This window comes from Thermodesulfobacteriota bacterium, from assembly GCA_040758155.1.
Taxonomy (GTDB): Bacteria; Desulfobacterota; Deferrimicrobia; order Deferrimicrobiales; family Deferrimicrobiaceae; genus UBA2219.
Map to the genome: position 1 here is coordinate 1 of JBFLWB010000123.1, position 4395 is coordinate 4395.

A 4395-nucleotide genomic window follows, 5' to 3' on the forward strand; every position below is an offset into this window, starting at 1 on the left:
AGCGGCGCGGCCTGCAGCCCCTTTTCGTAATAATCGACGGCGCCCTCGAAATTCCTGTTCCGGATCGCATCCTCCGCCAGAAGCCGGAACTGCCGTACCTGTTCGGGAAGCGGAGGTATGACCGGCAGCGCCCGCCACGCCCGCGCCTCTTCCTGGAACCTGGCGAACTTCGACGCATCGTCGGACAGGTCCGCGCCCGTCGCATAGTATCGGAGCGCATTGACACCGTCCACGAAGCCCTCTGCGGAATCGAGCTTGTGGTCCGTCCAGTAGATCCAGGGCGTTATGTTCGTGTGGTAGCCGCGCGGCGTACCCGACCAGTGCGTGATCGTCAGGTTCTGGATGTCCCGGTAGCGGTACGCGCCGGGCCTGGGCGCCGATTCGTACCGCTTGTTTTCGCAGATATCGACCTGGGCGTATGAAAATCCGGTAAAGTCGGCATGGATGTCCTTGAAGGCATACCGACAGCCGGTGTTTCTGCTGACGCCGGTGCCGGCATCGCCCAGGGCTTCGCGAACCTTCCGCAATGCCGCCGGGGCCGCCAGGGCCGGAGGGGCGGCGATCCCCGCTTGAGAGGAGGGTTGATAGGCAACCGTGGAACAGCCGGAAAAGAGCAGCAACGGCAAAAGAAACAGGACTGCGATTCCCGCCATGATGGCGCCTCCTTCAGTTCCTTCCCGTTCCCCCCTGCCTGCCGGAGAGCCCCTCCCACTCGTAGATCTTGTCCTGCGCCGCGCGGGCATCCGGGGCTTCGGGAACCAGCAGGAGATACTTCCGCATCTCCCCGACGGCGTTCCCGTATTTCCCCAGCTCGCCGAGGATGAGCGCCCGGTTGAAATGACCTTCCGGCCACCAGGGGGCGATCTTCAAGGCGTCGAGATAGCGGTCGGCGGCTTCCTTGAATTCCCTTCGGCTGAACGCAGCCTCCGCCTGAACCTTGTACCTCCTTGCCTCCTCGGGAAGGACCGGCTTCAGCGGTGCGATCCGGTATCGCATCGCGGCCTCTTCGAAAGCCTTCGAAGCCGCGCTCTTCCTCGCGACGATCTTTCCGTACAGCCCCGTTCCCGGGGCGAATGCGTTGAACACGGCCTGTCCGACCTTCGCCCCGGCATTTTCGACGCTGGACTCGTCGCGCGCCGAGGCCTCCATCATCTTTTCGGCCGGCTTTCCGGCGCTGAATGCCGTTATGTAGACGGATGCCTCGACCCGCCCGAGCGGAGTCACGTAAATCGGGATATGAGGCGCGATCAGGACATCGCACCCGTTCGCGCCGGAGTCGTCAAGGATCGTCTCGATGGATTTGAACGGCGCATCCCGCTTGAAGAAATCCGCGAGGCGCATCAGGTAGTAATCGTCATCCTTCAGCCAGGAGGCTCTATGCCTGAAAGTGTTGCTGATTCCGCCTTTCATCACGCAGAAGGATAGCTGCGGACCGGAGGGCCCGGTTGCCTCGACCGCGCCCGCGAACCGGTTGCCGGTCGTTTCGGCCTCGTGAATCTTGACGTTTACGGGTTTTGCACAACCGATGAAGAAGAGGGAAAGGACCGCCAGCGCGACGGCCGGAGCCGCCGGGAACCGTCCGACAACGTTTCCGTCCCTCTTTCCCCCCATCGGCGCCCTCCCGGGAATGTAACCGGAATCCCTCGGCTTTTACTATGAGTATTTATCGGAAAAAGCAACGCCGATCTTTCCCATTATCGGGGAACCGGTCCGGGTCGCTTTACATCCGGGCCCGGGGAACGATAATCTGATGATAACGGCCGTTCCAAGGAGGATCCCATGAAGATATCCGGGGAGACCGGCAGGAGGCTCCGGGAACTGATCCAGAAGGCCATCGACGATCACGAGATCACCCAGACGGAATACGAGCGCATCCTGGCGCTGGCCGATGTGGACGGCGTCATCGACCCGATGGAACGAAACCTGTTGCGGCAGCTCCAGGACATGCTCTCCGACGGAAGCGTCAAGAGGGTTCCCGGCTGACCTCGATCCGCCGTTTCAGCCCGCGGACCTTGCGAATCTCTTCCGGGTGCGACGCGACGAGGTTATCCAGGAGACGGAGCGCCTCCTCATCCCCGGGGCTCAGCCTGCAGAAGGCGACATAGGCCTTCGCGGCCTCCGCGTACCTGCCGAGACCTTCCAGCGCGATCCCCATGTTCCTGTGCGCGTCCGGCCGCTTCCGGGAAATGGCGGCCGCCGCCCGGCAATGTTCCAGGGCATCCGCGTGCCGCTTCACGTGGTTCAGGCAGTTCCCCATGTTGCTGTGCAGCAGGTACCAGACCTCCCGGTCCTTCCCCGGCTTCAGGGAGAACGCCTTCCTGTACGTCCTGATCGCGGACTTGTAGTCGTCCCTCCCCACGTGGATCACGCCGAGGAACAGGAGGCAGTTGGCCTTCTCGTCGTCGGTGGCGGCCAGCTTCAGCAGTTTTTCGTAATACGCCCGGGCCACGTCGTATTTCCGATTGTGAAAGCAGTACTGGCCGAAGAACATCAGGCAATCGACCAGCTCCCGTCGATTCTTCAGCCCGGCGACCGCCATCGGGATCATGCCCGCCGGGTCGAAGATGGAGACCCTGTTCCAGACGGAGGAGATGAATTCTTCGTACTGACTGCCGACCATTTCCGAATCCTCCCGATCCTGGCCGAATGCGCCATTGTATTCCAAATTCGATATTGATCGATATCGTTCGCGCAGGCGACAATCCGGGGATCAGCGGTCCGTGGGCGTGGAGGGCAGCGCTGCCCTGTAGCCCGCAAGGGCGGGGAATTTTTCGACCAGCGACCGGGAATAGTCGAGGAACGGCACGCCGCCGCCGGCGGTGCCCGGCACCCCGCCGACGCGCCGCTCCACCACGTCCTGGTGGAACGCAAGGAATTTTTCCGACAGCCACGTGTCGGCCTCGACCAGGTTGTCGAGCACGATCCCCAGCCGTGTCTTTTCTCTCCGCTCGACGAGGACTTTCGCCCCGACGCAGGCCGTCCGGAATGCGCTCCTGCGGCCGTTCTCGCGGCTTACCGCGGCGGACCAGTCCCGGGCGAACACGCCCGCCTTCCTTCCGATCGTCTCCTGCTCGACGTCCGTCAGGTCGAGCGGCTTGCCCGCCTTCCGCTTCATCTTCTCCAGCACGCCGTTCAAGCCTTCCCTGAAGGTCGCCTTCATGGCATCGATCGAGTCCGGGTCGGCCGGAAGCAGCGGCATGCGGCAGGCGGCGGATTCCTCCTCCTTCCCGGCTCCCCGGGCGTCGGCGATCTTCATGAGCACCTTGTGGGCGAGATCGTCCACCTCCGTCACGCGGTAAAGCGGGGATTCCGGTCCGGGAGAGGCGACGTGCGCGTCCTCCTGGAGGATCAGCGGGTCCGTCACGGAGATCAGCCCGGCGCTTTCCGATTCGACCGTCGTCCTGCGGATTTCCTCCTCGGTCATGCCCAGGTATTCCCTGAGATAGGTATCCGCCGGGAAGAGCCGGACCGCGAGGAGGTTCCCTTTTCCGAAAGCCTTCTGGATGAGCCGGAACTGGGCGGACTGGAAGCCGCTCGCAGGCACGAGGTTGCCGCGGAACTTCTCCTGGAACTCCCGGTTGTCGAAGGTCGACTCGGCGGCGAGGTAGGTCAGGACGTCCGGCAGGACCCTGCGGCAACTATACGCGATCCGCGACGACGCCGTCATCGCCGGAAGCCAGAAGTCGCGCGCTTCCGCGTCCCCGCCGTCGGCGGCCGCTTCCGACAGGGCGGAAAAATCCTTTTCCGGAAGGGACCGGAGAGCCCGGAAGGTTTCGGCGACGACGCCGAAGTCGAAGACGGCCTGCTTGAACACGATCTCGAAGAGCTGATGCGTGACGACGAAGATGCGCTCGTCGGGAGTGTTCGAGCCGGGCGCCTGGGCGCTCAGGAGCCGGTCGAGCCCCAGGTATTTGCGATACGAAAGGAGCCTTTTCCCGTCCACCGCGGGGTTGATTTCGACGGTTCCCGCGGCGGGATCGTTCCCCAGTTTTTTCCCCCGCGCCTTCCCGTCGATGGAGAACGCCCACCAGTTCGCATCGGGTTTGCCCATATATAGAGGATATATTATCCCGGCGAATCCAGCATCTCCCGCACCTTCCTCGCCACGGCGCCGGGCGTGAAAGGTTTCTGCAGAAGGAGGAAATCCGCGTCCGGCACGCCGTGACGGCCGATCGACTGGTCTGCATAGCCGGACATGTACAGCACCTTCATGTCCGGCCGCAACCGGGCGGCTTCCTGCGCAAGCTCCCTTCCGCTCATTCCGGGCATGACCATATCCGTGACCAGCAGGTGGATCTCTCCCTGGTGCTCGCCGCAGATCCGCAATGCATCCTTGCCGTTCTCCGCCTGCAGGACCCGGTAGCCGAAACCGCACAACACCCTGGCGACGAGGTT

At 63.3% G+C, this 4395-nt stretch carries 6 protein-coding genes; 1 reads left to right on the forward strand and 5 read right to left on the reverse strand.

The window, feature by feature from the left end:
* Both AB1346_07835 and AB1346_07840 read right to left on the reverse strand, forming a co-directional pair.
* Positions 1–653: hypothetical protein (locus AB1346_07835; GenBank protein MEW6720342.1), on the reverse strand; the 653-nt coding region annotated here is incomplete at its 3' end.
* A 13-nt stretch (positions 654–666) separates the two neighbouring features.
* Complete coding sequence (locus tag AB1346_07840) at positions 667–1611, reverse strand: tetratricopeptide repeat protein (GenBank protein MEW6720343.1); 945 nt, start codon at positions 1609–1611, stop codon at positions 667–669.
* Between the two features lie 168 nt (positions 1612–1779).
* On the opposite strand from AB1346_07840, the gene AB1346_07845 reads away from it, so the two are divergent.
* Positions 1780–1983: a hypothetical protein gene (locus AB1346_07845; protein MEW6720344.1), complete on the forward strand. Its 204-nt coding sequence runs from the start codon at positions 1780–1782 to the stop codon at positions 1981–1983.
* On the opposite strand, the gene AB1346_07850 is transcribed toward AB1346_07845, so the two are convergent.
* The 3 genes from AB1346_07850 to AB1346_07860 all read right to left on the reverse strand — a co-directional run.
* Positions 1964–2620: a tetratricopeptide repeat protein gene (locus tag AB1346_07850; GenBank protein MEW6720345.1), complete on the reverse strand. Its 657-nt coding sequence runs from the start codon at positions 2618–2620 to the stop codon at positions 1964–1966. The two genes, AB1346_07845 and AB1346_07850, sit on opposite strands and share 20 nt — an antisense overlap.
* 90 nt (positions 2621–2710) lie before the next feature.
* Positions 2711–4051 carry a tryptophan 2,3-dioxygenase family protein gene (locus tag AB1346_07855; GenBank protein MEW6720346.1) on the reverse strand — a complete coding sequence of 447 codons (1341 nt, stop codon included), beginning with the start codon at positions 4049–4051 and terminating at the stop codon, positions 2711–2713.
* Between the two features lie 14 nt (positions 4052–4065).
* On the reverse strand, positions 4066–4395 hold a 330-nt coding region (locus AB1346_07860; GenBank protein MEW6720347.1), incomplete at its 5' end, for a response regulator.

What these genes read in the sequence shown, in the direction of transcription:
- AB1346_07850 (MEW6720345.1), bottom strand. Translation starts at nt 2,620, where the DNA reads ATGGTCGGCAGTCAGTACGAAGAATTCATCTCCTCCGTCTGGAACAGG.
- AB1346_07840 (MEW6720343.1), bottom strand. Translation starts at nt 1,611, where the DNA reads ATGGGGGGAAAGAGGGACGGAAACGTTGTCGGACGGTTCCCGGCGGCT.
- AB1346_07855 (MEW6720346.1), bottom strand. Translation starts at nt 4,051, where the DNA reads ATGGGCAAACCCGATGCGAACTGGTGGGCGTTCTCCATCGACGGGAAG.
- AB1346_07845 (MEW6720344.1), top strand. Translation starts at nt 1,780, where the DNA reads ATGAAGATATCCGGGGAGACCGGCAGGAGGCTCCGGGAACTGATCCAG.